Raw genomic sequence first — 25,272 nt, 5'->3', positions numbered from 1 at the left:
AGCGGAGCGTACTTAAGTACGTGAGCACCGGAAGCGCAGGAATCGCCATTTGCAGGCCGGCCTCACCTGAATATCGGCTGCCTCAATCTCCGAGCGGCTCCATCTCCTTACCTGTCCGATGGATCTGCGCGTTGTATTTGATCCGGCGTACCGTCTCGCGCGCCGGGCCGTCGATCTTGTAGGCGGTCGCCACCGCCAGCAGATCGATGGCCGCCAGAAAGGCGTAGCGCGACGCGGTCGGCTTCAGCGTGTCGGGATATTCGGGAACGGCAACCGTCAGCCGCACGTCGCAGACGCGGGTCAGCTCGGTGTCGGGCGCCGTCACGCAGATCGCGTTGGCGCGGTAATGCTTGGCGAGCTCGACCGCCTCGATCACCTCGCGCGTGCGCCCTGTGGCCGAGATCGCGATGACCAGATCGCCCGGCTTCAGCGTCGAGGCCGTCATGCGCATCAGATAGGGATCGCATTGCGCGCTGATGGTGATGCCGTAGCGGAACAGGCGGTATTGCGTTTCCTGCGCCAGCGCCGACGAGCTGCCGCCGAGGCCGAACACGGTCACCTGCCGCGCCTTGGCGATCAGCTCCGCCGCCTTCTGCAATTGTCCCGGATCGATCTGCCGCTCCGCCTCCTGCAGCGCCCGCCGCGCCTCGCCGAACACGGCGTTCCAGAACGGCATGCCGCTGTCGCTGTTTGCCGGCTGGGGCTTGGTGGCGAGATACAGAGCGCCGACGACGAGACTCTGCGCCAGCTTCAGCTTGAAATCGCGCACGCCCTCGCACCCGATGGCGCGGCAGAACCGGGTCACCGTCGGCTCGCTGACCGCCGCACGCTGAGCCAACGCGGCGTTGGAAGCGTCGACCGCATATTTGACGTCGTCGAGCACGACATCGGCGACGCGGCGCTCGGCAGGCCGCAACTCCGCATAGCTGTCCTTCACCTGCGAGATGATATCGGGAAAGCGCCTGACGTGGTCGTGCCGGTCGCCGTCCTCGTCCCCCGTTCGCAACGCCTGGCTGTCAGCTTCGGTCATTGGCCAGTCCTCCCCGCCCGCTTCTGGACTCATCATCTTCCCGATTATCCGTCTGCTGGCCATAGGCAATCAACCGAGGGGAGTATGTAGGAAAGTAACACACACCGCAACCTGCGATAAAATCGCTCCAAATCAAGAGCTTATGTTCAAGCTGATTGAACCTGATTGGTTCCGCTGTCTGTCGCTTCTTGACAGTAAAGTAGGATAGTTACAGACTGATTTTGCGGACAGATGGGGCCTCCGGCAACTCATCGCGCAGTCTCCGAGGGGAGCATGAGTACGGCAAGCGCAAGAACGCCGAAGCTCGGCGTGCAGGCAGCGACCAAGGTTTATCGAACGGCGTCCGGTGATCTGCTGGCGCTGGATCGCTGCAGCGTGGATATCCAACCCAATGAGATCGTCTCGATCGTCGGCCCGTCCGGCTGCGGCAAGACCACGCTGCTGTGGTCGATGTCGGGACTGCACCGGCTGACCGGCGGCGCCATCCTGCTCGACGGCAAGGAGATCACTGGCCCGCGCCCGGAGATCGGCATCGTCTTCCAGGAGGCAAACCTCTTGCCCTGGCGCAATCTCGACGCCAACATCAACTTCCCCTTCGAGATCAAGGGCGAGAAGCCGGATCGCGCCTGGATAGCCCATCTCTTGCACCGTGTCGGTCTGGACGGCTTCGGCGGCAAGTTCCCGCGCGAGCTGTCCGGCGGCATGCAGCAGCGCGCCGCGATCGTGCGCGCGCTGGCATTGAAACCCTCTGTGCTCCTGATGGACGAGCCTTTCGGCGCGCTCGACAGCTTCACCCGCGAGGAGATGAACCGCCTGGTCGAGGAGATCTGGCTCGACACCAAGACCACCATCGTCTTCATCACCCACAGCATTGAGGAAGCGATCTTCCTCTCCGACCGCGTCGTGGTTCTGACCGCGCGGCCGGGTCGCGTCGCCAAGATCTACGAGGTGCCGTTCCCGCGCCCACGCTCGCTGGAAATCATGGCGACGAAGGAGGTCTTCGACCTCACCAACCGCATCAAGATGGACATCGTCGGCGAGCGTCGGCCGCAGGCCCAGGAACAGCCGGAGCACAAGAGCGCTGAAATCGTGAGGATCAGGCCGTGAGCGGAGATGACGCCATTCCGGAATTCTCGAAGGCAAAGTCGGGAGATGGCCAGGAGGTCAGCCTCACCAACCTGTCCGCCTTCGCCGGCGGACCCGGCATCAAGTCCGGCGCCGAAGTGGCTGCGATCCTCGCCGTGGCGGTGGTCATCATCGGCGGCATCGAGCTGGCGCTGCGCCTCTTCCACGTACCGCAATACATCATGCCGCCGCCGAGCTCGATCGTTTACGCCTTGTTCGACGAGTTCCCGCTGATCGCGCCGCATCTCGGCTACACGCTGGTCGAGCTCGTCTCCGGCTTCGCCATCGGCGCCGTCGTCGGCTTGGTGATGGCAGCGGTGATCACGCAGTTTCCCTTCGCCGAGAAGATCGTCGCGCCCTACATCCTCATCCTCGTCACCACGCCGATGCTGGCGCTGGTGCCGTTGCTCATCCTGCGCTTCGGCTTTGGCTACACGCCGCGCGTCATTGCGGTGGCCCTGGCTGCCGGCCCGATGGTGATGATCAACGCCGCCACCGGCTTCCGCCGCGTCGACAGCGCCAAGATCGCCTTGGCCCGCTCCTATGGCGCAAGCACGCTGCAGATATTCTGGAAGATCCGCGCGCCGATGGCGCTGCCGATGATCCTGGTCGGCCTGATGATCGGGGCGATCTTCGGCCTGCTCACCGCTGTCGGCGCCGAGATGGTCGGCGGCGGTTTCGGACTCGGCAACCGCCTCACCTCCTACTCGTCGATGATCCAGATGCCGCAGTTCTTCGCGGTGGTGCTGATCCTGTCGACGCTCGGCATCCTGATCTATGTGCTGTTCTTCCTGATCGGCAAGAAATGGGCGAGCTGGGAGACCTGACCGACAGACAAATTCACGCCCGGGAGGCGGGCGAAGGCAAGGCAAGCGATTAATAAGGGCGATTAACAAAAGGGGAATGCGATGACCAACGACAATCCGATTCATTCCAGTGTTCCGGCCGGCATCAGCCGCCGCTATTTCCTCCAGGTGACGGCCGCAGGCGTCGTGACCGCCACCGCGCTCGGCGCATCCGGCCTGAAGGCCCGGGCGGCGGCCTATGAGAAATTCACCTGGATCTCGCCGCGCGGCACGCTGGAAGTGCTGGACGACTATCCCTACTGGTCCGCCAAGAAGGCCGGCTATTTCGGCGACCTCAACACCGACATGCAGCCAGGTCCCTCGGATGGCACCGCGACGGTGAAGTTCGTCGATGTCGGTCAGGCCGACATGGGCTTTCCTTCGCCAGGCGTCTTCTCCTTCGCCATCCAGAACGGCATGAAACTGAAGTCCGTCTTCCACATGGGCGCGCGTGACACCTTCAGCATCGCCTTCCGCAAGGGTCAGGGCACCAAGAACCTCAAGGACCTCGAAGGCAAGACCATCCTGCTCGGCTCCGCCGCCTGGCAGGCGATCGTCGATCCGCTGCTGGCGGCGCAGGGCGTCGACATCAAGAAGGTGAAATATGTCGAGGCCGGCTGGCCGACCTGGGGTACGGCACTCGCCGGCGGCCAGGGCGATGCGGCGCTCTCCTGGGAGGGGCTGCGCGCCGAATGGATCGCCAAGGGCCTCGACTTCGAATATTGGCTGGGCGTCAAGAACTCCAAGCTGCCGGCCAACACCTTCGTCGTGCGCGCCGCCGATCTCGAGGACGCCGATAAGAAGGCCTTCCTGGAAAAGTATCTGCGCGGCTGGGCGATGGGCCTCGAATTCGGCTACCAGAATCCGCGCGCCGCGGTCGAAGCCGTGTTCGAGCAGTTCCCGACCTTGGCCAAGAACCTCGGCCCCGAGCTCGGCACCACCTCGATCCTGCAGCAGATCAACGTCTTCCGCGGCGACATGGACAAGCGCGGCGGCTGGGGCTCGCATGACATGGCAAGCTGGCAAGGCTTCTTCGACGAGATCCTGAAGATCGGCCAGATCAGCGCGCCGGTGAAGGCCGAGGACGTCTGCACCAACGATCTGATCCCGGCCGCCAACGACTTCGACAAGGCCAAGGTCAAGGCCGATGCCGACGGCGTGAAACTGTCGGAAGGCTTCGCCGCGCTCGACGTCGAGAAGATCAAGGCGCATCTATTCGACTCCGCCGTCAAGTAACGCGACTGCCAATGACCATCGGGCGGCGCGAGACGCCGCCCGCAATTCCGTTCAAAGAGCATTGGGAGGCTTCGATGGCCGACAAAGTGAAAATTCTGGTGGTTGGTCTGGGCAATATGGGCGCTTCGCATGCCAGCGCCTATCACCGCTCCGAAGGCTTCGAGATCGTGGGCATCATGAGCCGCACCATCAAGAGCAACAAGAAGATCCCGAAGGAACTCGCCGGCTACCCGCTTTATGAGGATTTCGACCTGGCGCTGAAGGAGACCAAACCGGACGCGGTGTCGATCAACAGCTGGCCGAACACGCACGCCGAATACGCGCTGAAGGCGATCGCCGCCAACTGCCATGTCTTCATGGAAAAGCCCCTGGCCACCAACATCGAGGATGCCGAGAAGGTGGTGGCGGCGGCACGCGCCAAGAACCGCAAGCTGGTGCTGGGCTACATCCTGCGGGTGCATCCGTCCTGGATCAAATTCATCGAGGTCGGCAAGACGCTCGGCAAGCCACTGGTGATGCGCCTGAACCTCAACCAGCAGAGCAGCGGCACCGCCTGGCATTGGCACAAGAATCTGATCGACTCGCTGATCCCGATCGTCGACTGCGGCGTGCATTATGTCGACGTCATGTGCCAGCTGACCGGCGCCAAGCCGGTGCGTGTGCACGGCATCGGCGCAAAACTCTGGGCCGAGGCCGACAAGCAGAATTACGGTCACCTGCACGTCACCTTCGATGACGGCTCGGTCGGCTGGTACGAGGCCGGCTGGGGCCCGATGATGAGCGAGACGGCCTATTTCGTTAAGGACGTGGTCGGCCCGAAGGGCGCTGTCTCGATCGTCGCCGGCCAGGGGGCAAGCACAGCCAAGGATGCCGAGGAAGTGTCCGATTCCGCCGACATCGACCGCCATACCAAGACCGACGCGCTGAAGATCCATTATGCGCAAGTCGACGGAGACAAGAATTTTTCCAAGCCCGACGAGATCGTCAGCATGGAGGACGAGCCCGGCCACCAGGAACTGTGTGACCGCGAGCAGGCCTTCTTCCTGCGCGCCATCCGCGAGGACCTCGATTTGACCGAGCAGATGGACGCGGCGGTCAACAGCCTGCGCATCGTGCTGGCGGCCGAGCAGAGCATCGCGGAGAAGCGGACCGTCGAGCTGGCGTGAAGGCTCAGGGCCACGGTCGCGCCACGCTCCTTCATCCGGCCGCTTCGCGGCCACCTCCTCCCCCACGGGAGAAGAGGGAAGCGCCGGCGCTGACAATCTCCCGCCTGGGGTCCGAAGGACGGGCGAGACCGGTGGCTCGCCCCGGAATGGTCAGCCGAGCGGAGCGGAGGCTGGGTGAGGGTGAGTCCGCCAGGCCATTCCAGGCCTTCGACGAGATGATAACGGGAGGAATATACATGGGTGCGGTCTCGGAGAGCCTGCTCGAAACCTACAAAAATTCCGACGCGCTGGCGCTTGCCGGCCTGGTGAAGCGTGGCGAGGTCGCCCCCGCCGAACTGGTCGAAGCGGCGATCACCATGATCGAGCGCCTCAACCCGTCGCTCAATGCGGTCATCCACCGTCTCTACGACATGGCGCGCGCCCAGGCCGCGACGGTGGACAAGAACGCGCCATTCGCCGGCGTGCCCTATCTGCTCAAGGAACTCGCCTCCTCCTGGAAAGGCGCGCCCGTTACCAATTCCTGCTTCTACCTGAAGGACTTCGTGGCCGATTCCGACAGCGAGGTCGTGCGCCGCATCAAGGCCGCCGGGCTCATCCTCGTCGGCAAATCCAACGCGCCGGAAAACGGCTGGTCGATCACAACGGAGCCGAAACTCTACGGCGTCACGAAAAACCCTTGGAAGGAAGGCATCACGCCAGGCGGCTCAAGCGGCGGCGCCGCGGCCGCGATCGCCTCACGGATGGTGCCGATCGCCGAAGCCAGCGACGGCGCCGGCTCGATCCGCGTGCCGGCCTCCTGCTGCGGCATCGTCGGCCTGAAACCGTCGCGCGGCCGCGTCAGCCTCGCGCCATTCGGCGACTACTGGTATGGCGGCGCCTATTTCCTCTGCTGCTCGCGCACGGTGCGCGACACCGCCGCCTATCTCGACGCGGTGGCTGGCGCCCTGCCTGGCGACGCCTACACGCCACCGGTGCCTGAAGGCAGCTGGCTCAGCCTCTCCGCGCAGACACCGAAGAAGCTGCGCATCGGCTTTACCGTCACGCCGCCAAACGGCGCCGCGATAGATCCTGAGGTCAAGCAGACCGTGCTTTCCACGGTCGCCGCGCTAGAGCGTCTGGGACATGCTGTCGAGGAGCACGACATGCCGCTAGACGCCGATGCCGCGTGGAAGACCTACACCGACATGACCAACGTGCAGACAGCCGCCACCTTCGGCTTCCTCGAAACGCTGGTCGGCCGCCCCGTGACGCCGAGCGATGTCGAGCCGGTGACCTGGGCGATCATCCAGCGCGGCCGCGCGACCAGCGGCATCAAGCATGTTTCCGACGTCGAGCAGTTGAGGCTGATCGGCCGCGAGATCGTCGGCGACCTCAATCCTTATGACATCTTCATCACCCCGACACTGACGCAACTGCCGCGCCCGCTGGGCTACTATGACATGTCGGAGACCGATCTCGATCGCTACAACGCCAAATGGGGCGACGCGGTCTTCAACTTCCCCTTCAACATCTCCGGCCTGCCGGCGATCTCGCTGCCGCTCGGGCGGTCGGCCGGCGGCATGCCGATCGGCGTGCAGCTCGTCGGCCGCTATGGTGACGAGGCAACGGTGCTGGCGCTGTCCACGCAGTTGGAAGGCGAGATGCCGTGGAAGGACCGGCGGCCGGCGCTCTGAAGTGCTTGAGGCGTCGGAGCCGCCCCTCATCCGCATATCGGCATCTTCTCCCCGGATAGTGACGGGGAGAAGGAGGTTGTTCGGGCGCCGGTTCTAAAGGCTCGGGCGATTAGCGAATCCATCGATTACGGCGTCTTTCTCCCCGTCACTATACGGAGAGAAATGCCCGACAGGGCAAAGAGGGGCGGCGCCCATGCAAGGGAAGCGCCTTCTCGGCTGCACAGCGCACCGGTTCACCGAAGGCGTCCGCTCAAAACCCCTATAAAATTCCTATATCTTTCCCATCCGCCCCGTCTCGAACCTTTATGGCGATCGGGTCCATATTTCCTCCGAATAGCGCTTTGATCGCCGTCGCCGCCAAGGTGACGTGCGTTCGCGCCCAGTTTTGAGCCCGCCAACGCGGGCCGAAAACACAAAGTGGAAACAAGGAAGACCTGCCATGGATCTTATAGTTCTCGGGATCGGGATTTTGTTCTTCGCCCTGTCCTTAGCCTACGTCAAAGCCTGCGACAGAATCTGAGCGGAAGGGCCGGATCATGCTTCTCGATTACATTCTTGGCGGCGCGGTGACCTTGTTTCTGCTCGCCTATCTCACCTACGCCCTCATCCGCCCCGAGCGTTTTTAGAACGTTCCGGCGCCAGGTCGGAAAGCCATCCCAATGACAATCTACGGCTGGATACAGATCCTTATCTACTGCGCCATTCTCGTCGCGCTCGTTAAGCCGCTCGGCTTCTATATGCACCGCGTCTTCAACGGCGACCGCACCTTGCTTTCGCCCGTTCTCGTCCCGATCGAGCGCGGCCTCTACCGTCTCTCCGGGACAAGCGAGAAGGAAGAACAGCATTGGGCCGTCTATGCGACGGCAATGCTGCTCTTCAACCTTGTGGGCCTTCTCGTTATCTACGCTCTGCAGCGGCTGCAGGGCGTGCTGCCCTACAATCCGGCAGGCATGACCGCGGTCGACCCGCAGCTCGCCTTCAATACCGCAGCGAGCTTCGTCACCAACACCAACTGGCAGAATTACGGCGGCGAAAGCACGATGTCCTACCTCGTGCAGATGGCGGGCCTCACCGTCCAGAATTTCGTCTCGGCCGCCACCGGCATTGCCATCGCGATCGCGCTGATCCGCGGCTTCGCTCGTGCCTCGGGCAAGTCTATCGGCAGTTTCTGGGTCGATCTGACCCGCTGCACGCTCTACGTGCTCCTGCCGATGTGTATCGTGCTGACGCTGGTCTATGTCTGGCTCGGCATTCCGCAGACGCTCGGGGCCTATGTCGACGCCAGCACGCTGGAAGGCGCCAAGCAAACCATCGCGCTCGGACCAGTCGCCTCGCAGGTGGCCATCAAGATGCTCGGCACCAATGGCGGCGGCTTCTTCAATGCCAATGCCGCGCATCCGTTCGAGAATCCGGATGCGATCTCGAACATGATCCAGATGCTGACCATCTTCGCGCTCGGCGCCGGTCTCACCAATGTCTTCGGCCACATGGTCGGCAACCAGCGCCAGGGCTGGGCGATCCTCGCCTCGATGGGTGTGCTGTTCATAATCGGCGTCATCGTCTGCTATTGGGCCGAGGCCGCCGGCAACCCGCTGGTGCATGCGCTCGGCATCGACGGCGGCAACATGGAAGGCAAGGAGACCCGCTTCGGCATTGCCGCCTCGGCGCTGTTCGCGGTCATCACCACGGCTGCCTCCTGCGGCGCCGTCAACGCCATGCACGATAGCTTCACCGCGCTCGGCGGCATGATCCCGCTCATCAACATGCAACTTGGCGAAGTCATCGTCGGCGGCGTCGGCGCGGGTTTCTACGGCATGCTGATGTTCGTAGTCATCGCCGTTTTCGTCGCCGGCCTGATGGTCGGCCGCACGCCCGAATATCTCGGCAAGAAAATCGAGGCCAGGGAGGTCAAGATGGCGATGCTTGCCATTCTCAGCCTGCCGCTGGCGATGCTGATCTTCACGGCCATTGCCGTGGTCCTGCCCAGCGCCGCCGCCTCGATCGCCAATGGCGGCCCGCACGGCTTCTCCGAGGTGCTCTATGCCTATACCTCGGCGGCCGCCAACAACGGCTCCGCCTTCGGCGGCCTCACCGGCAACACGCCTTGGTACAACCTGACCATGGCCATCGGCATGCTGATGGGCCGGTTCCTAGTCATCATCCCGGCTCTGGCCATTGCCGGCTCGCTGGCGGCGAAGAAGACCGTGCCCGCTTCGGCCGGCACCTTCCCGACCGACGGCACGCTGTTCGTCGGCCTGCTGGTCGGCGTCATCATCATCGTCGGCGGCCTCACCTTCTTCCCGTCGATCGCGGTCGGTCCGATCGTCGAGCATCTGGCGATGATCCATGGACAGACCTTTTGAGATGATCATGCCCCGCTTCAACGAGATACGTCGGCACGACGGTCACCATACCGGTGACGGAGAGCCCGACAACGGAAGGGACGAGAAGCCTCGTCCCTTCCCGACGCTTTCAACCTTTCTCGGCATGGCGGCCGTGCTGTTCGTGCTGTGGCTGCTGGCCGTCGGCCTTCCGCACCTCTTCCCGAAGACCGAGCACCCGGCGCCGTCCAACATAACCGATACTGGAGCCCAAAAATGAGCCAGTCCAAATCCGCTGTTATCATGGATGCGCGCATCCTGGTGCCCGCCATCGGCGCCGCCTTCCGCAAGCTCGATCCGCGCACGCTGGTCAAGAACCCGGTGATGTTCGTCGTCGCCGTGGTCTCGGCGCTCACCACCGTTCTGTTCGTCAAGGATCTCATCGCCGACGGCGGCAATCTCGGCTTCACCCTGCAGATCATCATCTGGCTGTGGTTCACCGTGCTGTTCGCCAATTTCGCCGAGGCCGTCGCCGAGGGCCGCGGCAAGGCACAGGCCGATTCGCTGCGCAAGGCGCGCACCGAGACCCAGGCCAAGCTGCTCAGCAATGGCGACCGCGCCAAGTTCAAGCTGGTGCCGGGCACCAGCCTGAAGGTTGGCGATGTCGTGCTGGTCGAGGCCGGCGACATCATCCCGTCCGACGGCGAGGTGATCGAAGGCGTGGCCTCGGTCAACGAGGCGGCGATCACCGGCGAATCCGCGCCCGTCATCCGCGAATCCGGCGGCGACCGCTCTGCCGTCACCGGCGGCACGCAGGTGCTTTCCGACTGGATCCGTGTGCGCATCTCCGCTGCATCCGGCCACACCTTCCTCGATCGCATGATCTCGCTGGTCGAAGGCGCCGAACGCCAGAAGACGCCGAACGAGATCGCGCTGAACATCCTGCTGGTCGGCATGACGCTGATCTTCGTGCTGGCGACCGCGACCATCCCGAGCTTCGCTTCCTACTCGGGCGGCTATATCCCGGTGACGATCCTGGTTGCTCTCTTCGTGACGCTGATCCCGACCACGATCGGCGCGCTGCTGTCGGCCATCGGCATCGCCGGCATGGACCGCCTGGTGCGCTTCAACGTGCTTGCCATGTCCGGCCGCGCCGTCGAGGCCGCCGGCGATGTCGACACGCTGCTGCTCGACAAGACCGGCACCATCACGCTCGGTAACCGCCAGGCGACCGAGTTCCGTCCGGTCAAGGGCGCCACCGAGCAGGAGCTGGCCGACGCCGCCCAGCTCGCATCGCTCGCCGACGAGACGCCGGAAGGCCGCTCGATCGTCGTGCTGGCCAAGGAGAAATACGGCATCCGCGCCCGCGACATGGCGACCCTGCACGCGGCCTTCGTGCCTTTCACCGCGCAGACCCGCATGAGCGGCGTCGACATCGACGGTTCGTCTGTGCGCAAGGGCGCGGTCGATGCGGTGCTTGCCCATGTCAACCAGGCGACGGCCGCTGCCCATGGCGCACGTCCGACCAGCGACACCATCCGCGATCTTCAGGCCGTTGCCGACGAGATCGCCAAGGCCGGCGGCACGCCGCTGGCGGTCGAGCGCGACGGGCGCCTGCTCGGCGTCGTCCACCTCAAGGACATCGTCAAGGGCGGCATAGCGGAGCGTTTCGCCGAGCTGCGCAAGATGGGTATCCGCACGGTGATGATCACCGGCGACAACCCACTTACAGCAGCGGCCATCGCCGCCGAGGCCGGCGTCGACGACTTCCTTGCCCAGGCGACGCCTGAGAACAAGCTGTCGCTGATCCGCGAGGAGCAGGCCAAGGGCAAGCTAGTCGCCATGTGCGGCGACGGCACCAATGACGCGCCGGCGCTCGCCCAGGCCGATGTCGGCGTCGCCATGAACACCGGCACGGTTGCCGCGCGCGAGGCCGGCAACATGGTCGACCTCGACAGCGACCCGACCAAGCTGATCGAGATCGTCGAAATCGGCAAGGCGCTGCTGATGACCCGCGGCTCGCTGACGACCTTCTCGATCGCCAACGACGTGGCCAAGTACTTCGCCATCATCCCAGCAATGTTCGCGGTCTTCTATGTCGCGCCCGGCCAGTCCACCGGACCGCTGCAGGCGCTCAACATCATGCATCTGGCGACGCCGCAGAGCGCCATCCTGTCGGCCATCATCTTCAATGCGCTCATCATCATCGCCCTGATCCCGCTGTCGCTGAAAGGCGTGAAATATCGTGCCATCGGCGCCGGTTCGCTGCTCACCCGCAACCTGCTCGTCTACGGCCTCGGCGGCATCATCGTGCCTTTCGTCGGCATCAAGGCGATCGACCTGATCGTCACGGCCCTCGGCCTCGCATAAGGATCTATCCCGATGTTCAAGCAACTCAGGCCCGCCTTTGTGATGATCGTCTTCTTCACGGTGCTGACAGGCCTCATCTATCCGATCGGCATGACCGGCATCGCCCAGGCGCTGTTCCCGAACCAGGCCAATGGGAGCCTGATCACCAAAGATGGCAAGGTGATCGGCTCCAGCCTGATTGGTCAGGCTTTTGCCAATGACCGCTACTTCCACGGCCGGCCGTCGGCGGCCGGCAATGGCTACGACGCCGCCTCTTCCAGCGGCTCGAATCTCGGACCGACCAGTTGGAAGCTGATCGAGCGCATCAAGGGCGACGCCGAGAAGCTGAAGACCGAGAACCCGAACGCGCCGGTGCCGATGGACCTCGTCACGACCTCCGGCAGCGGCCTCGATCCCGACATCAGCCCCGAGGCCGCCTATTTCCAGGTGCCGCGCGTCGCGAAGGCCCGCGGCATTGACGAGGCCAAGGTCAAGACGCTCGTCAACGGCCATGTCGAAGCTCGCGAGCTTGGCGTCCTGGGCGAGCCGGTGGTCAATGTGCTGGCGCTGAACCTGGCGCTGGACGAGTTGAAGTGATCCACGCGCCCCAGGGATCGACACGGTCCCCGGCGCAATCCATGATTGGACTGATGCCCGACGACAGGACCGACTCCGAGAACCGCCCCTCCCCCGACGCGCTCCTTGAGCATGCAGAGCGCGAGGGCCGTGGCCGCCTGCGCATATTTCTTGGCGCCGCGCCAGGCGTCGGCAAGACCTACGAGATGCTGATGGCGGGCCGCGCCCGCCGCGCCGACGGGATCGATGTCGTCATCGGCATCGTCGAAACGCATGGCCGCAAGGAAACGCAAGCCCTGGTCGACGGCTATGAGGTGATTCCACGCCGCCTGGTCGACTACCGCGGCCAGACCCTGGACGAGATGGACATCGATGCCATCCTGAGGCGGCGCCCCGATTTGGTCCTGGTCGACGAGCTTGCCCACACAAACGCGCCCGGCAGCCGGCATCCCAAGCGCTATCTCGATGTGCAGGAGATCCTGGCGCGGGGCATCGACGTCTACACCACGCTCAACATCCAGCATGTCGAGAGCCTGAATGACGTCGTCGCCCAGATCACCCGCGTCAGGGTGCGCGAGACGGTTCCTGATTCCATCATCGACGAGGCCGACGACATCGAGATTATCGACCTCACCCCAGACGACCTGATCAAGCGGCTGCACGACGGCAAGGTCTATTTCCCCAACACCGCGCAGCGCGCCATCGAGAATTATTTCTCGCCGGGCAATCTGACGGCGCTGCGCGAGCTGGCCCTGCGCCGCACCGCCCAGCGCGTTGACGAACAGCTGCTCAATCACATGCAGTCGCATGCCATTCCGGGTCCGTGGGCGGCCGGCGAGCGGGTTCTCGTCTGCGTCGACTCGCAGCTTGGCGGTGCGGCCCGCATCCGCTATGCGCGCCGGCTTGCCGACCGGCTCCGCGCGCCCTGGACGGCGCTTCACGTCGACACGCCGCGTTTGGCCGGTATGTCCGAGGAAGACAAGTACCGACTGGCCAGGAATCTGCGCCTTGCCGAGCAGCTCGGCGCCGAGATTGCCACCATTCCCGGCCAGAATGTCGCCCAGGACATCGTGCGCCACGCGACGGCCAATAACTTTACCCATATCGTGATCGGCCGGCCGACGCGTTCGCGCTGGCGCGAGCTGATCGAGGGTTCGCTCACCTATGATCTGATCCGCAATGCCGGCGACATCAGCGTCCACGTCATTTCCGGCGCCGAGCGCGATACCGACACGCCCTCGGCGCGGGTCAAGGCCGCGCCCGAGCAGAAGCCTTTCCAGATCTGGCCCTATCTGATCTCGACTGTCTATGTCGCCGGCGCGCTGGCCGTCAGCTCGATCCTCGACCAGTTCCTCGACGTGCGCAATCTCGCCAGCGTGCTGCTGCTGGCGGTGCTGACTGCGGCCGTGACCTTCGGGCTCTGGCCGGCGCTCTATGCGTGTTTCCTGAGCGCCCTTGCCTTCAACTTCTTTTTCCTTGAGCCGCGCTACACGCTGACGATCCGGGACCCGGAGAGCATCGTTGCCTTCGCCGTATTCCTCGTCGTCGCCGTGATCGCCAGCAACCTAACGGCGCGCGTGCAGCGCCAGGCGGTCGCCGCACACTCGCGGGCGCGCGCGACCGAGGACATCTATTCCTTTTCCAAGAAGCTCGCCGGCGCCGGCACGCTCGACGACGTGCTGTGGGCCACTGCCTTCCAGATCGCCTCGATGCTGAAAGTCCGTGTCGTGCTGCTTCTGCCGGAAAACGGCACCATCACCGTCAAGGCTGGCTATCCGCCGGACGATACCCTGGCCGAGGCCGATATCGCGGCCGCGCGCTGGGCCTGGGAGCACAACCGCGCCGCTGGCCGCGGCGCCGACACCTTGCCCGGCGCAAAACGCCTCTATCTGCCCTTGCGGACAGGTCGGACGGCGATCGGCGTGGTCGGCCTCGACAATGACAAGCAAGGGCCCCTGCTGACGCCCGAGCAGCAACGCCTGCTCGACGCCTTGGCCGACCAGGCAGCGGTGGCTATCGAGCGCGTCCAGCTCGTCGCCGATGTCGACCGCGCCCGGCTTGCGGCAGAGGCCGATCGTCTGCGTTCGGCGCTGCTCACCTCGATCTCGCACGACCTGAAGACGCCGCTCGCCGCGATCATGGGCGCGGCTGGCACGCTGAAGGAATTCGCGCCGGCGCTGCCGGAAAAGGATCGCGCGGAGCTTCTGTCGACGGTCGTCAGCGAGTCGGAGCGGCTGAACCGCTTCATCGCCAACCTGCTCGACATGACCAGGATCGAGTCGGGCGCGATGGAGCCGAATTATGCACTCCATTATGTCGGCGATGTCGTCGGCTCGGCGCTGAACCGGGCGCAGAAGATCACCGCCGAGCACACGATAGAGACCGACATTCCGGCCGACCTGCCGATGCTACGGCTCGATCCGGTGCTGTTCGAGCAGGCGCTGTTCAACCTGCTCGACAATGCCGCCAAATATGCGTCGCCCGGCTCGATCATCCGGCTGCAGGCCTGGGTCGACAACGGCGCCATCATCCTGCAGGTGATGGATGAGGGACCGGGCATCCCACCGGGCGACCTGGAGCGGATATTCGACACCTTCTACCGCGTGCGCAAACGCGACCAGGTGCGTGCCGGCACGGGTCTCGGCCTGTCGATCAGCCGCGGCTTCATCGAGGCAATGGGCGGCACGATCGCGGCTGCCAACCGCACCGACCGTCCGGGCGCGATCTTCACCATCCGCATGCCGGTGCCGGCCGACTTGCCTGCGCTGGGCACGCCCCTTACTGACGATGCGGCATGACAAATCAGACCGTGTCCATATTGGTCGTCGACGACGAGCCGCCAATCCGCAAACTGCTGCGCGTCGGCCTTGGCAGCCAAGGCTATACAGTCTCCGAGGCGTCGAACGCCAAGGCCGCGATCGACCTCATGCAGACCGAGCGCCCGGATCTTGTCCTACTCGATCTCGGCCTGCCCGGCATGGCCGGCCTGGAGCTGCTCGGCAAATGGCGCAGCGAGGGTCTCGATATTCCGGTCGTGATCCTGTCCAGCCGCACCGACGAGTCCGGCATCGTCGCAGCGCTCGAGCTCGGCGCCGACGACTATGTGACAAAGCCTTTCGGCATGAACGAGCTGGTCGCGCGCATCCGCGTGGCGCTGCGCCATAAATTCCAGCAGCAGGGCGAGAAGCCGGTGTTCCACACCGGCGACCTCTCGGTCGACCTGGTGAAGCGCATCGTCAAGGTCGAGGGCAAGGAAGTGAAGCTCTCGCCCAAGGAATACGACATCCTGCGCATGCTCGTGCAACATGCAGGCAAGGTGCTCACCCACCAGTTCCTGATGAAGCAGATCTGGGACGACTCGACCGACGTGCAATATCTGAGGGTCTATGTCCGCCAGCTGCGGCAGAAGATCGAGAAAACGCCGGACCAGCCGCGCTATATCATCACCGAGACCGGGGTCGGCTACCGTCTGCGCGAGATCGACACAAACGAACAACGCAACTGCGGGAAAAGTGTGTAGCGGTGAGGCTCTGCCGTAGACTCCCGTCCGGAATTACGTGAGCGAAAAGCCGACCGGCCTTCGTCGACCGCCCAGGGTGGCCCTCCCTCACTCAGTTCGCCGAGAGATCGGCCGTCCGCGCGAGCGCGCTTCCAAAACCGTTGAGCAAGATGGTGAAGGAGATCGGCTGCAGGGTATCCGCCGCCGTGGCGTCGATCTTCAGCGTGGTGCCGTTCTGAAGGCCAGTCGCGTGGGCGGGCGAAGCCGCTGTTACAGCCGCCGGCCGCCGCCGCCGTCAAGTGCAATGCTGGGCACGGGCGGGATTTTCTTTGGAACGACAATCGATCAGCTGACCATGGCGCCGCCGCTCGAACACCCTATATTGGGTAGAGGTTCTGTTTGTCATGCGGACAAGGAAGATGTCGTCCCACCGCCTACCGACGTTTCTGATTTCAGCTGCCCTGGCGGCCACCGTCTTGGTGGGTATTCCTTCCGGCGTATCGGCCCAGGTCGTCATCCCGACGAACCGCAACGCATTGGTGCAGCAGAACCAGCTGCAGCAGTTGCAGAACCAATTGCAGCGGCAGCAATACCAGCAGCAGCAACAGATCTATCGTGAGCTCGACCGGCCGACCCAACGCCAGCCTCAGCCCGACGTGCCGGTATATGACAAGACATGCCGAATGGAAGCGGTCGGCAACACGATTTCGCGGGTTTGCCGCTGACATCTTGTTTTATTCTGTTTATTAGCCGACTTACTTACCGGCAAAATACCGGATTGCATGGGCGGTGGTTTTAGAGCAATTCCAGGAAAAGTGTGCAAGGTTTTCGCTCAGGAATTGCAAAGGTTTGCAGGGGACAGGTTTTTGCACGCGCGGATAGCGTATGGCAGGCATGCTGCTCTCACCGGAATCTCGGATGGCAACAACCAAGAAGAAAGCAGTTCGCAAAGCCAAGAAAGGGCAACGGATCCGCCAGGTAGCGGCCATTCCGTTTCGGTTGCGGGAAGACGGTGGCCTCGAAGTGCTGCTCGTCACCTCACGCACCACGCGGCGCTTCATCGTGCCCAAGGGCTGGCCGATGAAGGGCAAATCCGGGCGCAAGGCGGCTATGATCGAAGCCCAGGAAGAGGCCGGTGTTCTCGGTAAGGCCCTGAAGCAGCCTGCCGGTACCTATTCCTATTGGAAACGCATGACCGATGGCTTCATTCGGGTGGACGTTTCGGTCTATCTCCTCCAAGTCACGGAGGAACTTGCCGATTGGCGGGAAGCCGCGAACCGGCAACGCGCATGGCTGCCGCCGGCAGACGCTGCCCTCCTCATCGACGAACCTGAGCTTTCGACGCTGCTCCGGGATCTGACCGTTCCGGCGGCCGATCCGGCTTAAGCGGATACCAGTTCAGTATCGTTTGGCCCATAGCGGCATGCCGGTGTGAATCCACCGCTGGGATTGTTCCCATTCGCTGCTTGACTCATACATATCCCGACAGTTATACGTCAATCGATAGCCACCGGGTTATTGATCAGAAATGACGACTGCGCACGATATGCTTTTCAGGACGCTTGCCGATCCGACGCGGCGCGCCATCTTCGAGCGCCTGTGCCGCCAGGGCGAGCAGACAGTCGGAGCCCTCACCGCACAGGCAGGTGTGTCGCAGCCGGCGGTGTCCAAGCATCTCGGTGTCCTCAAGGAAGCGGGTCTGGTCCGCGACCGTCATGAAGGGCGTCAGACGCATTACAGCGCACAACTCAAGGCGCTTGCGCCATTGATGGACTGGACGCGCGACATGGCGGGGTTTTGGGGAAGCCGGTTCGACGACCTCGAAGACCTGCTCAAAAGGATGGACCAATGAACGAAGGGCCGACAGCAACGCGCTCCGTCATCGTCGAGCGCGAGATACCCTTTGCGCCGGAAAAAATCTGGCGCGCGCTTACCCAGCCGCATCTCATCGAGGCATGGCTGATGAAGAATGACTTCGAGCCGGTTGTGAATCATCGCTTCAAACTGAGCGCGGACTGGGGAGGCGTCGACTGCCGGGTGAAGACGGTCGAGCCGAATCGGACGCTGTCTTACAGCTGGGACACCAAGGATCTCGAGAGCGTGGTCACCTGGACGCTCACCCCGACGGGCACGGGCACGCATCTCCGCATGGAGCAGGTCGGCTTCCGCACGGATCAGGAGCCATACTACCGAGGGGCCACAGTCGGCTGGAAGAGATACCTGGCGACTTTGGAGGAAGTCCTTTCGCGGCTCGACTGAGGTCGCGGCCAACAGCCGGACTGCTTGGAACCACACACTGTTGGGCGGGGCGGCACACCGCACGCATAAGCCATGGAGATATCGAAATGAAGATCAAGCTGACCAGTATCTATGTCGACGACCAGGAGAAGGCGCTCGGCTTTTATACCGACGTGCTGGGCTTCACAGCCGACTTCACCAACGGACCGTTTCGCTGGCTAACTGTCGTCTCGCCGGACGACCCTGACGGCACCGAGCTGCAGCTGGCGCTGAACGACAATCCAGCCGCAAAAACCTATCAGCAGGCCATCTTCAAGCAGGGTCAGCCGGCGCTGATGCTGTTCACCGACGACATCAACGCCGACCAAGAGCGCCTCAAGGCCAATGGTGGCACCTTCGCCCTGGCGCCGACCGCGGTGACCGGCGCTACCATCGCGCAGCTTAACGACACCTGCGGCAACCTCATTCAGCTTTCGCAGCTGGCGCGCTGGTAGAGAGCTCGATCGTCTCGTCATTCGCAAGGAGGTTAGATTGAACTGGAGCAACGGGATCAGGCAGCTTCACCGCTGGCTGTCGATCATCTTCACCGTCACTGTCATCGCCAATTTCGCCGCGATGAGCATGGGCCCGCCGCCCGCCTGGATCGTCTATTCACCGTTGATCCCGCTTTTCCTGCTTTTGTTCAGCGGGCTCTATATGTTCGTGCTGCCCTATGCCGCCAGATGGCGCGGCGAGCCGGCGGGCGAGCGCACAGGATCGGCCTGATGGCGAAGGCGGAATCGCAAGCCGACGCATCTCCCGACAAGAAGCCGGTCCTGCTTTCGGGCGACAATCCGCAGGTCGCCAAAGGCCATGGCGACGCTCCCGTGCAGGCCTATATCGCGGCGATGCCGGGCTGGAAGAGCGAGGTCGGGCGTCGGCTCGACCAGCTCATCGTGCAAGCCATTCCCAACGTGCAAAAGGCCGTTAAATGGAACTCTCCATTCTACGGCACGGACGGCGAAGGCTGGTTTCTCGGCATCCATTGCTTCGCCAGATACATCAAGGTGGCGTTCTTCCGCGGCCTGTCGCTGAAGCCCGTGCCGCCAGTCGAATCCAAGAGCAGAGACACGCGCTATTTCCACATCCATGAGGGCGATCGGCTCGACGAGGAGCAGATCGTCTCCTGGGTGAAGCAGGCAAGCCGGCTGCCCGGCGAACGGATGTAAGTGCAGGGACGATCAACCGCCGTCCCGCTGGAAAAGACACGGTTGCAATTTCCATTTAGGTCAGGAGAACCGAACATGCAAAAAGGCGGCGCGCAGGGCGAAAAGTCTCCGTCCGAGATGATCGACGGAAGGATCGAGGAACTGGGTGACTGGCGTGGCGAGATGCTTGCCCGGCTCCGCGCCTTGATCCGGCAGGCCGCGCCGGAAGCCGTCGAGACATGGAAATGGCGCGGCGTGCCGGTCTGGGAGGATGCCGGCATCATTTGCACCGGCGAGACCTACAAGACGGTCGTCAAGCTGACCTTCGCCAAGGGCGCGGCACTGCCCGATCCCAGGAAGCTCTTCAACTCCAGCCTCGATGGCAACACCCGGCGCGCCATCGATTTCAGGCAAGGCGACACGATCGACGAAGCTGCGCTGAAGGCGCTCGTTCGAGAAGCCGTGGCTCTCAACAAAGCGAAGGCCAAGCGCTGAGAGATGGCTGCGGCAATAACCCATCGGGTGAAGTTGCCGGCTTTTACTTACGCGCTCCGGGAATGCGGATCGACACTATGCACCCAGTATCACCATCACGCAGCGTAAGCGTCCCTTCTGTTGCTGAGCAAATTCATGAAACTGATACTAGACAAATTTATCGGCCGTTAAGTCGGGCGCTCTATCTGCATCGATGTCGCCAGCAACCGGGCGACATGCGGGGAAGAATATCGTCTCAACCGACGGATGAGCCAGTCGGACAGACACCGAGGGGGCCAGAACGAGCTCCATGGGAATGGGATGAAGCTCTCGTTGACCGATGCCGGTCCGCGTCTGATAGGGCTGGTCTGGCCCTTCGTCGCGGTGGTTCTGATCCAGGCGCTGGTTGCAACCCTGAGCCTCCAGACATTATCGGCGGTCCGCGCCTATGTCGGCGGCGAAAGCCAATGGTCGAAAGGCCAGAAGCACGCCATTTACTTCCTGAACCTCTATGCCGATACCGGCCAGCAAGGGTACTTCAACGAATATCGTCAAGCCATCGCCGTGCCGCTCGCCGATCGCGCCGCGCGGCTGGCGCTCGAACAGGCCGAGCCCGACACGAATGCGGCCCGGCTTGGCTTTCTCGGCGGCAACAACCACCCCGACGATGTTGATGGCATGATCTGGCTGTTCCGGAATTTCCGCAGCGTCAGCTATCTCGAGACCGCGATCCGCCACTGGACGAACGCCGACGAGATGATCCTCGCCATCAAAGGACTTGGCGATGACATGCATCGAAAGCTTGAGCAGGGACCGGCATCGGCCGCTGAGATCGGCCTCTGGAAGGCGAAAATCCACCAGCTCGACCGACAGATCGGACCCCTTGCCGAGGCCTTTTCCGACAGCCTCGGCAAGGGTTCGCGCTTCATCAAGATGGCGCTGACGGTGGCCAATCTCGCCACCGCCGCCCTACTGATCCTGCTCGTTGTCTGGCGAACGCGCAAGTTGATGAAGCAACGCCAGGCGTTTCAGAGTGCCCTCAACGCCGAGCGCGAGCGTGCTCAGATCACGCTGGCCTCGATCGGCCAAGCCGTCATCAGTACCGATGCCAAGGGTCGGCTCGACTATATGAATGTCGGGGCAGAAAGGCTGCTTGCCCGCCCGCTTGCCGCCGCCAAGGGAAGGCCGATGAACACCTTGTTCCGCCTGGTCGATAAGGACAGCGGTGTCGAGGAGACCGATCTGATCCCACGCCTCCTAGCAGGCGAGGCACGCCGCTCCAACGTGCGCCCGCAACTCCTGGAGCGTCCCGACGGGTCGGTCGTGCCGGTGGCGCTGAATGGCGCTCCCTTGATCGTTTCCGGCAAGATACTCGGTTGCGTTCTGGCCCTGCATGACATGACGCGCGAGCAGGATTATATCGAGCGCCTGTCCTGGCAGGCATCGCATGATGCGCTGACTGGTCTTGTCAACCGCCGCGACTTTGAGAACCGGCTGGCGGGCGCGATCTCCGAAGCGCCGGAAAGGTCGCGCAGGCACGCGCTGATGTATCTCGACCTCGACCAGTTCAAGCTGGTCAACGACACATGCGGCCATGCCGCCGGCGACCAGCTGCTGCGCCAGATCTCGGTGCTGCTCGCCAACGAGCTGCCGCCCGGCGATATTCTGGCCAGGCTCGGCGGCGACGAGTTCGGCGTGCTGCTCTTCGATTGTGATGCCGACTGTGCCGCCGCAACGGCCGAACGGCTGCGCGCCACGGTCCAGGACCTGCATTTCTCCTGGGACGAGCGCCCCTTCAACATCAGCGTCAGCATCGGCATGGTCGAAGTCGCCAATGCCGGGATGACGCTGGAGGAGGTGCTGCGCGCCGCCGACGTAGCCTGCTACATGGCGAAGGAAAAGGGCCGCAACCGCGTCCAGTTCCACAGCGAGGGCGACACCGCGCTTCGCGAGCGCTTCGGCGAGATGGCCTGGGTGCAGCGCCTGCATGCCGCGCTGGACGAGAATCGCTTCAGGCTGCACGCGCAGGAGATCGCGCCGGTGCGGGACGACATCCCGGATCATGGCGCGCATATCGAAATCTTGCTGAGGTTGACCGATGAGGACGGCAGCTTAGTCACCCCGCAGAGCTTCATTCCGGCGGCGGAGCGCTACGGATTGATGCCGGCGATCGATCGCTGGGTGGTGCGCAACACCTTCGCCATCCTGGCGGCGAGGCTCGCCGATCCGCATGCGACGCCGATATCCACCTGCGCGATCAATCTGTCCGGCGCCACCTTCGGCGACGAGACGTTCCTCGGATTCATGCGCGAACAATTCGCCGCGCACGCCATTGCGCCCGAGATGATCTGCCTGGAGATCACCGAGACCAGCGCCATCGCCAATCTGACTGAGGCGATGCGCTTCATCGCCGATCTGCGTGGGCTGGGCTGCCGCTTCGCGCTCGACGACTTCGGCTCCGGCATGTCGTCCTTCGCCTATCTGAAGCATCTGCCGGTAGACTACCTCAAGATCGACGGCAGCTTCGTCAAGGACATGCTCGACGACCGCATCGACCGCGCCATGGTCGAGATGATCCATCACATCGGCAAGGTGACGGGAAAACGCACCATTGCGGAATTCGTCGAAAGCGACGGCATCCTCGACGCCTTGCAAGCGATCGGCGTCGACTATGCGCAGGGCTATGCGATCGCGCGGCCCCAGCCATTCGATGCAACCGCGGTGCTGCGCGGCAGTCGCAGCGAGCGCGATGCAACGGTGGATAGCTGGGAGACTTTGGCGCGGACGCTGCGCCGCAAAGCCGGCTGATTATCCCGCTCTAGGCCACAACTCCTCCGGCCCGCCGTTCCAGCAGGATCGTCGGCTTCTCGTGATAGGTGGTCCGCAAAATCTCTCCATAACCGTTCTTTTCGGCTACCTTCAGCGAAGCGCCGTTTTCCGGATCGATGATGCAGACGGTTCTCGCCTGTCCAAACGCCTTGTCGCTCCAGGCGACGATCCGCCCGACAACCTCGCTCGCAAGCCCCCGGCCGTGCGCCTCCGAAGCCAGGGCCCAGCCGGCTTCCGGCACGCCTTCGATCGAAGGTTCGATCTCGCGCTTCAGGTCATGGAAGCCGGCCTCGCCGATGAAGCGCCCCGTCGCCTTGTCCTCGATCGCCCAGAAGCCGTAGCCGATCAGCGACCACAGGCCCGCATGGCGCAGGAAGCGCAACCAGCTCTCCTCGCGCGTGCGCGGCTTGCCGCCGATGAAACGCGTTACCGCAGGTTCCGCCCATATGGCTGCATACGTCTCGAAATCGCCCAGACGATGGGGCCGCAGGATAGTCCGCGCCGTCTCGAGCATCGGCACGCCAGCTTCCGTCTTGATGCTCATGGCACTCCTCTGGTTGAGACGGCAGCACTTATTGTGTTTCACCGTTTCGCGGAAACGGTGAAACACACTAACTCTTTGTTTTCACGCAATTCCGGACGGAAAACCGCTCACACTTTTCCTGGAATTGCTCTAGCAAACCGGCGTCCCCAGGCAAGGGCCAGGAATGGCCGGGGTCATCCTCCAGCGCAACGATTCGCCGTCTGGGAATCTTGACCGATGATGCTACTCTTCGGACACAGGATCCGGCCGCCTCGCGGCTGCCAGGCGCAGGGAAGAACATGGACACCACTGATCTTGTATTGGCCATTCTCCATCACCTGTTGGTGTTCTCGCTGGCCGGCATCATCGGCGCCGAGTTCGTGCTGGTGCGCGGCGATTTGGGTGCGCCGACGCTGAAGCACCTTGCCGGCATCGACCGCCATTACGGCATCATCGCCGCGCTGATCATCATCGTCGGCGTCTGCCGGGTGTTCTTCGGTCTGAAGGGTTGGGAGTTCTACGTCTACAACTGGGTGTTCTGGGCAAAGATGGTGGCCTTCGCCATCGTTGGGCTGCTGTCGATCGTGCCCACCATGCGCTTCATCTCCTGGAACAGGCAGGCCAGCGGCAATCCCTCTTTCGCGGTGCCTGCGTCGGAACTGGACTCGGTGAAGAACTATGTCCGCGCCGAGGGCTTCATCTTCCTGCTCATCCCGGTTTTTGCCGCGGCCATGGCGCGCGGCTACGGCTATTAGAGCCAAATCCGCTCTAGAGCATGAAGCCGAAAAGTGTGAAGCGGTTTTCGGGCGACATCATGCTCTATCCCTTTGATTTTAGAGCCGGATTCAGTCGATTCGACCTGAAATCATCCGGCTCTACGCCTCGGCCGGAAACGTCTCCTCCAGCGGCGCGATCGGCACCAGCGGCGCCGGGATGCCGGTGGTCTTTTCCTTCGACTTACAGATATCGGCGATGACGCAAGCCGGGCAATCGGGCTTGCGCGCCTTGCAGACATAGCGGCCATGCAGGATCAGCCAATGATGCGCGTGGCGCATGAATTCGGCCGGGATGACCTTGAGCAGCCCCTGCTCTACCTGCTCCGGCGTCTTGCCGGGCGCCAGCCCGATCCGGTTGCCGATACGGAAGATATGCGTGTCGACCGCCATCGTGTGCTGGCCGAAAGCGACGTTGAGCACGACATTGGCGGTCTTGCGCCCGACGCCCGGCAGCTTCACCAGCTCATCGCGCTCCTCCGGCACCTGACCTGCGTGATCGTCGATCAGCGCCTTCGACAGCGCGATCACGTTCTTCGCCTTGTTCCGCCACAGCCCTATCGTGCGGATGTAATCGCCGACCTTGGCCTCACCCAGCGCCAGCATCCTGGCTGGCGTGTCGGCAGCCGCGAACAGCGCCTTGGTCGCCTTGTTGACGCCCGCGTCGGTTGCCTGCGCTGACAGCACCACCGCGACCAGCAGCGTGAAGGCGTTGACATAGTCGAGCTCGCCTTTCGGCTCAGGCCGCTGCACGGAAAAGCGCCTGAAGATCTCATGCACCTCGGCGGGGCTGTAAAGCGAGCGCAAGGTGGCTTTACGCGGCCGTCCACCGGGCGCCCGACCGCCATTGGCAGCGGAGGTTTGAAGTTTTTTGACAGCTGCGGATTTTTTCGACTTGGGAGGCGCCATTTCCTTCCTATAATAGTCCCTCATGAGCGACACAAACGCCTCATTCGAAGCCGACAAGCCATTTTTCCAAGCCTTGCTGACGCCGCACCGCTCGCTCGGCCGCACCGGTTTCCTGATCCTGATGGGAGCGCTTCTGTTCGGCTGGGCGGTCACCGGCACCTTCTTCCTGGCGCATGGCGCCTGGCCGGTGTTTGGTTTCTTCGGCCTCGATGTGATCGCCGTCTATATCGCTTTCCGCGCCAACTACCGGGCCGCGCGCGCCCGTGAGGAAATCACCGTATCGCGCACCAGCCTCGACATCCGCAAGACGGCGCCTTCCGGCCGCTCGGAAGCGCATCATTTCAATCCGTTCTGGACCCGGTTCTCGATCGCCCGCCACAGCGAAATCGGCATCACCAAAATGGCCGTCGAAGCGCAGGGCAAGAGCGTGGCGATCGGCGGCTTCCTCAATCCCGACGACCGCGAGAGCTTCGCCACCGCCTTTTCGCGCGCGCTGGCGACCGCCAAGACGCGCTGACG

The 25,272-nt window shown here is 63.3% G+C and carries 26 protein-coding genes; 23 read left to right on the top strand and 3 right to left on the bottom strand.

Annotation, left to right across the window (positions count from 1 at the left end; all coding sequences use genetic code 11):
* Nucleotides 1-82: 82 nt before the first annotated feature.
* Nucleotides 83-1,030 (bottom strand): MurR/RpiR family transcriptional regulator, encoded by a 948-nt coding sequence (locus P9272_RS05175; protein ID WP_128256215.1) that lies wholly within the window; start codon nucleotides 1,028-1,030, stop codon nucleotides 83-85.
* A 273-nt stretch (nucleotides 1,031-1,303) separates the two neighbouring features.
* Here P9272_RS05175 and P9272_RS05170 point away from each other — a divergent pair, with 273 nt between their 5' ends.
* The 21 genes from P9272_RS05170 to P9272_RS05070 all read left to right on the top strand — a co-directional run bounded on the left by P9272_RS05170 (nucleotide 1,304) and on the right by P9272_RS05070 (nucleotide 22,527).
* The gene (locus P9272_RS05170) at nucleotides 1,304-2,137 is read left to right on the top strand and encodes an ABC transporter ATP-binding protein (RefSeq protein ID WP_278159541.1); all 834 of its coding nucleotides are present in this window, start codon (nucleotides 1,304-1,306) and stop codon (nucleotides 2,135-2,137) included.
* On the top strand, nucleotides 2,134-2,982 hold the full coding sequence (locus P9272_RS05165; protein WP_278159539.1) for an ABC transporter permease: 849 nt from the start codon (nucleotides 2,134-2,136) through the stop codon (nucleotides 2,980-2,982). The genes P9272_RS05170 and P9272_RS05165 overlap by 4 nt, the downstream gene beginning before the upstream one ends.
* An 81-nt stretch (nucleotides 2,983-3,063) precedes the next feature.
* Nucleotides 3,064-4,236, top strand: coding sequence for an ABC transporter substrate-binding protein (locus P9272_RS05160; protein ID WP_128256218.1), 1,173 nt, complete (start codon nucleotides 3,064-3,066; stop codon nucleotides 4,234-4,236).
* 74 nt (nucleotides 4,237-4,310) lie between these two features.
* Nucleotides 4,311-5,402: a Gfo/Idh/MocA family oxidoreductase gene (locus P9272_RS05155; RefSeq protein ID WP_278159536.1), complete on the top strand. Its 1,092-nt coding sequence runs from the start codon at nucleotides 4,311-4,313 to the stop codon at nucleotides 5,400-5,402.
* Between the two features lie 236 nt (nucleotides 5,403-5,638).
* A complete protein-coding gene (locus P9272_RS05150) occupies nucleotides 5,639-7,075 on the top strand; it encodes an amidase (protein ID WP_278159535.1) in 1,437 nt (478 codons plus the stop codon).
* Nucleotides 7,076-7,611: 536 nt separating this feature from the next.
* A complete protein-coding gene (locus P9272_RS05145; RefSeq protein WP_040990279.1) occupies nucleotides 7,612-7,701 on the top strand; it encodes a K(+)-transporting ATPase subunit F in 90 nt (29 codons plus the stop codon).
* A 33-nt stretch (nucleotides 7,702-7,734) separates the two neighbouring features.
* The gene (kdpA, locus tag P9272_RS05140) at nucleotides 7,735-9,438 is read left to right on the top strand and encodes a potassium-transporting ATPase subunit KdpA (RefSeq protein WP_278159533.1); all 1,704 of its coding nucleotides are present in this window, start codon (nucleotides 7,735-7,737) and stop codon (nucleotides 9,436-9,438) included.
* Complete coding sequence (locus P9272_RS05135) at nucleotides 9,422-9,676, top strand: hypothetical protein (RefSeq protein ID WP_278159531.1); 255 nt, start codon at nucleotides 9,422-9,424, stop codon at nucleotides 9,674-9,676. The genes kdpA and P9272_RS05135 overlap by 17 nt, the downstream gene beginning before the upstream one ends.
* Nucleotides 9,673-11,766 carry a potassium-transporting ATPase subunit KdpB gene (kdpB, locus tag P9272_RS05130; RefSeq protein WP_278159529.1) on the top strand — a complete coding sequence of 698 codons (2,094 nt, stop codon included), beginning with the start codon at nucleotides 9,673-9,675 and terminating at the stop codon, nucleotides 11,764-11,766. The genes P9272_RS05135 and kdpB overlap by 4 nt, the downstream gene beginning before the upstream one ends.
* 12 nt (nucleotides 11,767-11,778) lie before the next feature.
* Nucleotides 11,779-12,342 (top strand): potassium-transporting ATPase subunit KdpC, encoded by a 564-nt coding sequence (gene kdpC, locus P9272_RS05125; protein ID WP_278159527.1) that lies wholly within the window; start codon nucleotides 11,779-11,781, stop codon nucleotides 12,340-12,342.
* 53 nt (nucleotides 12,343-12,395) lie between these two features.
* Nucleotides 12,396-15,119, top strand: a complete 2,724-nt coding sequence (locus tag P9272_RS05120; RefSeq protein WP_278159525.1) for a sensor histidine kinase KdpD — start codon at nucleotides 12,396-12,398, stop codon at nucleotides 15,117-15,119.
* The gene (locus P9272_RS05115) at nucleotides 15,116-15,841 is read left to right on the top strand and encodes a response regulator transcription factor (RefSeq protein WP_278159523.1); all 726 of its coding nucleotides are present in this window, start codon (nucleotides 15,116-15,118) and stop codon (nucleotides 15,839-15,841) included. Before P9272_RS05120 ends, P9272_RS05115 begins: the two co-directional genes overlap by 4 nt.
* A gap of 398 nt (nucleotides 15,842-16,239) precedes the next feature.
* Nucleotides 16,240-16,545 (top strand): hypothetical protein, encoded by a 306-nt coding sequence (locus P9272_RS05110; protein ID WP_278159522.1) that lies wholly within the window; start codon nucleotides 16,240-16,242, stop codon nucleotides 16,543-16,545.
* 193 nt (nucleotides 16,546-16,738) lie between these two features.
* On the top strand, nucleotides 16,739-17,206 hold the full coding sequence (locus P9272_RS05105; protein WP_128256342.1) for an NUDIX hydrolase: 468 nt from the start codon (nucleotides 16,739-16,741) through the stop codon (nucleotides 17,204-17,206).
* A 142-nt stretch (nucleotides 17,207-17,348) separates the two neighbouring features.
* A complete protein-coding gene (locus P9272_RS05100; protein ID WP_128256227.1) occupies nucleotides 17,349-17,672 on the top strand; it encodes a metalloregulator ArsR/SmtB family transcription factor in 324 nt (107 codons plus the stop codon).
* Nucleotides 17,669-18,079 (top strand): SRPBCC domain-containing protein, encoded by a 411-nt coding sequence (locus P9272_RS05095; RefSeq protein ID WP_278159519.1) that lies wholly within the window; start codon nucleotides 17,669-17,671, stop codon nucleotides 18,077-18,079. The genes P9272_RS05100 and P9272_RS05095 overlap by 4 nt, the downstream gene beginning before the upstream one ends.
* Nucleotides 18,080-18,165: 86 nt before the next feature.
* On the top strand, nucleotides 18,166-18,552 hold the full coding sequence (locus P9272_RS05090; protein ID WP_278159517.1) for a VOC family protein: 387 nt from the start codon (nucleotides 18,166-18,168) through the stop codon (nucleotides 18,550-18,552).
* 37 nt (nucleotides 18,553-18,589) lie between these two features.
* Nucleotides 18,590-18,823, top strand: coding sequence for a hypothetical protein (locus tag P9272_RS05085; protein WP_278159515.1), 234 nt, complete (start codon nucleotides 18,590-18,592; stop codon nucleotides 18,821-18,823).
* Nucleotides 18,823-19,266 carry a DUF1801 domain-containing protein gene (locus P9272_RS05080; protein ID WP_278159514.1) on the top strand — a complete coding sequence of 148 codons (444 nt, stop codon included), beginning with the start codon at nucleotides 18,823-18,825 and terminating at the stop codon, nucleotides 19,264-19,266. The genes P9272_RS05085 and P9272_RS05080 overlap by 1 nt, the downstream gene beginning before the upstream one ends.
* A 75-nt stretch (nucleotides 19,267-19,341) precedes the next feature.
* Nucleotides 19,342-19,740 carry a DUF1801 domain-containing protein gene (locus P9272_RS05075; protein ID WP_278159512.1) on the top strand — a complete coding sequence of 133 codons (399 nt, stop codon included), beginning with the start codon at nucleotides 19,342-19,344 and terminating at the stop codon, nucleotides 19,738-19,740.
* A 300-nt stretch (nucleotides 19,741-20,040) separates the two neighbouring features.
* Nucleotides 20,041-22,527, top strand: a complete 2,487-nt coding sequence (locus P9272_RS05070) for an EAL domain-containing protein (RefSeq protein WP_278159510.1) — start codon at nucleotides 20,041-20,043, stop codon at nucleotides 22,525-22,527.
* A 10-nt stretch (nucleotides 22,528-22,537) separates the two neighbouring features.
* Here the strand turns inward: P9272_RS05070 and P9272_RS05065 are convergent, their stop codons facing one another.
* Nucleotides 22,538-23,092, bottom strand: coding sequence for a GNAT family N-acetyltransferase (locus P9272_RS05065; RefSeq protein WP_128256234.1), 555 nt, complete (start codon nucleotides 23,090-23,092; stop codon nucleotides 22,538-22,540).
* Between the two features lie 278 nt (nucleotides 23,093-23,370).
* Between P9272_RS05065 and P9272_RS05060 the strand changes: the two genes are divergently transcribed.
* Nucleotides 23,371-23,826, top strand: coding sequence for a DUF2214 family protein (locus tag P9272_RS05060; protein WP_128256235.1), 456 nt, complete (start codon nucleotides 23,371-23,373; stop codon nucleotides 23,824-23,826).
* Between the two features lie 120 nt (nucleotides 23,827-23,946).
* Here P9272_RS05060 and nth read toward each other — a convergent pair whose 3' ends face one another.
* Nucleotides 23,947-24,753, bottom strand: coding sequence for an endonuclease III (nth, locus tag P9272_RS05055; RefSeq protein WP_278159507.1), 807 nt, complete (start codon nucleotides 24,751-24,753; stop codon nucleotides 23,947-23,949).
* A 22-nt stretch (nucleotides 24,754-24,775) separates the two neighbouring features.
* Between nth and P9272_RS05050 the strand changes: the two genes are divergently transcribed.
* On the top strand, nucleotides 24,776-25,270 hold the full coding sequence (locus P9272_RS05050) for a DUF2244 domain-containing protein (protein WP_128256237.1): 495 nt from the start codon (nucleotides 24,776-24,778) through the stop codon (nucleotides 25,268-25,270).
* Nucleotides 25,271-25,272 lie beyond the last annotated feature (2 nt).

This window comes from Mesorhizobium sp. WSM4976 (genome assembly GCF_029625685.1).
In the GTDB taxonomy this organism is placed as follows: domain Bacteria; phylum Pseudomonadota; class Alphaproteobacteria; order Rhizobiales; family Rhizobiaceae; genus Mesorhizobium.
This window is presented reverse-complemented; position numbering and strand designations above follow the sequence as displayed.

What these genes read in the sequence shown, in the direction of transcription:
- P9272_RS05120 (WP_278159525.1), top strand. Translation starts at nt 12,396, where the DNA reads ATGCCCGACGACAGGACCGACTCCGAGAACCGCCCCTCCCCCGACGCG.
- P9272_RS05095 (WP_278159519.1), top strand. Translation starts at nt 17,669, where the DNA reads ATGAACGAAGGGCCGACAGCAACGCGCTCCGTCATCGTCGAGCGCGAG.
- P9272_RS05110 (WP_278159522.1), top strand. Translation starts at nt 16,240, where the DNA reads ATGTCGTCCCACCGCCTACCGACGTTTCTGATTTCAGCTGCCCTGGCG.
- P9272_RS05175 (WP_128256215.1), bottom strand. Translation starts at nt 1,030, where the DNA reads ATGACCGAAGCTGACAGCCAGGCGTTGCGAACGGGGGACGAGGACGGC.
- P9272_RS05100 (WP_128256227.1), top strand. Translation starts at nt 17,349, where the DNA reads ATGACGACTGCGCACGATATGCTTTTCAGGACGCTTGCCGATCCGACG.
- P9272_RS05170 (WP_278159541.1), top strand. Translation starts at nt 1,304, where the DNA reads ATGAGTACGGCAAGCGCAAGAACGCCGAAGCTCGGCGTGCAGGCAGCG.
- kdpA (WP_278159533.1), top strand. Translation starts at nt 7,735, where the DNA reads ATGACAATCTACGGCTGGATACAGATCCTTATCTACTGCGCCATTCTC.
- P9272_RS05070 (WP_278159510.1), top strand. Translation starts at nt 20,041, where the DNA reads ATGAAGCTCTCGTTGACCGATGCCGGTCCGCGTCTGATAGGGCTGGTC.
- P9272_RS05080 (WP_278159514.1), top strand. Translation starts at nt 18,823, where the DNA reads ATGGCGAAGGCGGAATCGCAAGCCGACGCATCTCCCGACAAGAAGCCG.
- P9272_RS05065 (WP_128256234.1), bottom strand. Translation starts at nt 23,092, where the DNA reads ATGAGCATCAAGACGGAAGCTGGCGTGCCGATGCTCGAGACGGCGCGG.
- P9272_RS05115 (WP_278159523.1), top strand. Translation starts at nt 15,116, where the DNA reads ATGACAAATCAGACCGTGTCCATATTGGTCGTCGACGACGAGCCGCCA.
- kdpC (WP_278159527.1), top strand. Translation starts at nt 11,779, where the DNA reads ATGTTCAAGCAACTCAGGCCCGCCTTTGTGATGATCGTCTTCTTCACG.
- P9272_RS05160 (WP_128256218.1), top strand. Translation starts at nt 3,064, where the DNA reads ATGACCAACGACAATCCGATTCATTCCAGTGTTCCGGCCGGCATCAGC.
- P9272_RS05060 (WP_128256235.1), top strand. Translation starts at nt 23,371, where the DNA reads ATGGACACCACTGATCTTGTATTGGCCATTCTCCATCACCTGTTGGTG.
- P9272_RS05150 (WP_278159535.1), top strand. Translation starts at nt 5,639, where the DNA reads ATGGGTGCGGTCTCGGAGAGCCTGCTCGAAACCTACAAAAATTCCGAC.
- kdpB (WP_278159529.1), top strand. Translation starts at nt 9,673, where the DNA reads ATGAGCCAGTCCAAATCCGCTGTTATCATGGATGCGCGCATCCTGGTG.
- P9272_RS05105 (WP_128256342.1), top strand. Translation starts at nt 16,739, where the DNA reads ATGGCAACAACCAAGAAGAAAGCAGTTCGCAAAGCCAAGAAAGGGCAA.
- P9272_RS05135 (WP_278159531.1), top strand. Translation starts at nt 9,422, where the DNA reads ATGGACAGACCTTTTGAGATGATCATGCCCCGCTTCAACGAGATACGT.
- P9272_RS05155 (WP_278159536.1), top strand. Translation starts at nt 4,311, where the DNA reads ATGGCCGACAAAGTGAAAATTCTGGTGGTTGGTCTGGGCAATATGGGC.
- nth (WP_278159507.1), bottom strand. Translation starts at nt 24,753, where the DNA reads ATGGCGCCTCCCAAGTCGAAAAAATCCGCAGCTGTCAAAAAACTTCAA.
- P9272_RS05145 (WP_040990279.1), top strand. Translation starts at nt 7,612, where the DNA reads ATGCTTCTCGATTACATTCTTGGCGGCGCGGTGACCTTGTTTCTGCTC.
- P9272_RS05050 (WP_128256237.1), top strand. Translation starts at nt 24,776, where the DNA reads ATGAGCGACACAAACGCCTCATTCGAAGCCGACAAGCCATTTTTCCAA.
- P9272_RS05075 (WP_278159512.1), top strand. Translation starts at nt 19,342, where the DNA reads ATGCAAAAAGGCGGCGCGCAGGGCGAAAAGTCTCCGTCCGAGATGATC.
- P9272_RS05090 (WP_278159517.1), top strand. Translation starts at nt 18,166, where the DNA reads ATGAAGATCAAGCTGACCAGTATCTATGTCGACGACCAGGAGAAGGCG.